This is a genomic window from Bradyrhizobium erythrophlei, assembly GCF_042430365.1.
Classification (GTDB): domain Bacteria; phylum Pseudomonadota; class Alphaproteobacteria; order Rhizobiales; family Xanthobacteraceae; genus Bradyrhizobium; species Bradyrhizobium erythrophlei.
The window spans coordinates 1-2,033 of record NZ_JBHMET010000109.1 but is presented as its reverse complement, the minus strand read 5'-3'; the positions used below and the strand labels follow the sequence as shown (position 1 = coordinate 2,033).

Below are 2,033 nucleotides of genomic sequence, written 5' to 3'. Positions count from 1 at the left end.
CAATCGCGTGCCGGTATCCCTCGTCGCGACAAAAACCGTCGATAGCTCTTCCCGGCAAACTAGGCCAACAGCTTGTGGGCGGCATCGACGAGGTCTCCGCTCAGATCAGCCGGTTCTGCGATGAGGCCGCGAGAATTAGTTGAGGCCCTATGCTGCGTATCAAATGGATCACTCGCGAGACGCGGTAAGCGAGAGAAGGGCACCCAATCCTCCCGACACCATTGCGGCTCCGCTCTGCGTCGGGTCACTCGATGCCGAGGGAGATCGCATCGCCGGGATGATCTCGATCTTCACGGTTGCTCTTCCGCCGACCGTCCAGATGATGATCGGCGAGCGCTTCAAGGTCATCTCCAAGGGAGGCAGCCGGCTCAAGCACCGACGGGCGCCGCTGCACAGAATTTGGCTCGAGATGACCATGGACGAGGACGACACCCGCCGACCGAGACCGCCGCACCGTGCAGCGTTGCCGAACGCGCAATCGCCGGCGAGCGGAAGGCTCGCCGGCGACGCATCGCCATCAGCAGAGTGCCACCTTATTGCCGCGTCAGGCGAACCACGTCCTGCCTCAGGAGGTAGAGCGAGACGGCGAGCAGGACAACGTCCTTCATCAGGAAGGGCACATTGCCCGTCATCGCAGGGAAGCCTAGCCGCTAGGGGCGGCCATGGCGATCTCCCAGCGAAGCTCAAGTTGTCGGAGGCGCGCACCGCGCTTGCCCGGGAGCAGACGGCCGCCCTCAGACTTAAGAACGCTGTCGCCCGCCGCGAGTACGTCAGCCTCGCGGGCGTCCGGCGCGAGGTGGAGACGATGTTCGCGATGCTGCGCGAACGGCTCGTGTCGATCCCCGGCAAGATCGCGGCATCCTGTGAAATGCGCGAGCGGCGGGATGTCGAGGAGATCGTGCGCGACGAGGTTTACGAACTGCTGGATGAGCTGAGCAGGCCCATCCTGCCCTTAGACCGTCCTACCGAGTAACAGGAGGTTAGAATGACGAATAGCCTGCCGCACTGCAGCCTCCGAGACCCCGGTCGGCGATCAGCATGCCGCCATTGCGGCTCTCCAGCGTACCGTCGCCGAATTGGCCGCCCGGGTTGCGCAGCTCGAACAGCCGCCCGCACAGTGGTTGCCGCTGAAGGCGGCCGCTCATGACGCAGGCGTCGAATATGAGACCGCCCGCGTGTGGGCGGAGCGTGGCCTGGTAGAGGCCCGTCTCGACGGTAAACGCTGGTTTGTCAATGTCGTCAGTCTGAAGGCACGCAGGGAGCGCTTCGCCGGGTAATCCGAAGAGTTCGGGGTTTCAGAACTATTGGACTGTGAAAAGAAAAGGACTGACTGAAACGAGCGGCGTTCTGTCGGTCGTTCGCTTCACTCTAAATTCTATTTCTTTTTCCGCCCTCGTATCTAAAACGGTAACAGACAACATCCCAATGCAAGTGACCTCTCGCGTTGCTTTGTCCTTTGACTTGAGTATCGTGCCATCCAAGCTGTAAACTGCGCTTTTTTTTGCACCGTCCAAAATCGCCGATTTTTCAGTTTCCGATTTGGCAGCATTCATCATTGCGTCAAGCGACGAGTATTTAAGAGCAAAAGCCACCAGTTTATTATTTTCATCGTCCGAAAATATCTTAAGCACCGAACTGCGGACATCCAAGGAACGACACTCGTGTTCCGCTACTTGGTCCGCTTCTCCACAGCCGCTCAACAAAAGCAGCAGAAAGAAGCGTGCCAGAAACGCCTGTCCTTCCCTTATGAGTATCATTGGACTGCCCGCGTCGGATTGCCCCGATACGCTTTTCGCCCGACCGACTATAGCGTGACCGCGCGGGCAGATTATTGCGGAATTTCGGTCGGCCGAGTAATTACACAGCCTCGGCCCATCGCGACATGTCGCAGCGCCGCGCGATCTCGGTCGCGAACGGGGAATAGCGGAAGTCGGGGCGCGGCCGTCTGTTCGGAGCGCGACGCTCGTGACCCTGATGTATGGTCCGGCCGTGCGGTGCAAGAGGTTTTCGTCGATCCGGCAGATACGGTCTTG

The 2,033-nt window shown here is 59.9% G+C and carries 4 protein-coding genes; 1 reads left to right on the top strand and 3 read right to left on the bottom strand.

The genetic code is table 11. The features are described 5' to 3' along the window. Positions 1-168: 168 nt before the first annotated feature. Positions 169-342, bottom strand: coding sequence for a hypothetical protein (locus ACFFWD_RS17925; RefSeq protein ID WP_376967422.1), 174 nt, complete (start codon positions 340-342; stop codon positions 169-171). Positions 343-688: 346 nt separating this feature from the next. On the opposite strand from ACFFWD_RS17925, the gene ACFFWD_RS17920 reads away from it, so the two are divergent. After that, positions 689-973 (top strand): hypothetical protein, encoded by a 285-nt coding sequence (locus ACFFWD_RS17920; protein ID WP_376967420.1) that lies wholly within the window; start codon positions 689-691, stop codon positions 971-973. A 7-nt stretch (positions 974-980) separates the two neighbouring features. Here ACFFWD_RS17920 and ACFFWD_RS17915 read toward each other — a convergent pair whose 3' ends face one another. Both ACFFWD_RS17915 and ACFFWD_RS17910 read right to left on the bottom strand, forming a co-directional pair. Next, a complete protein-coding gene (locus tag ACFFWD_RS17915; protein ID WP_376967418.1) occupies positions 981-1,145 on the bottom strand; it encodes a hypothetical protein in 165 nt (54 codons plus the stop codon). A gap of 156 nt (positions 1,146-1,301) precedes the next feature. Then, the gene (locus ACFFWD_RS17910; protein ID WP_376967416.1) at positions 1,302-1,757 is read right to left on the bottom strand and encodes a hypothetical protein; all 456 of its coding nucleotides are present in this window, start codon (positions 1,755-1,757) and stop codon (positions 1,302-1,304) included. Positions 1,758-2,033: the final 276 nt, after the last annotated feature.

What these genes read in the sequence shown, in the direction of transcription:
- ACFFWD_RS17915 (WP_376967418.1), bottom strand. Translation starts at nt 1,145, where the DNA reads ATGAGCGGCCGCCTTCAGCGGCAACCACTGTGCGGGCGGCTGTTCGAG.
- ACFFWD_RS17910 (WP_376967416.1), bottom strand. Translation starts at nt 1,757, where the DNA reads ATGATACTCATAAGGGAAGGACAGGCGTTTCTGGCACGCTTCTTTCTG.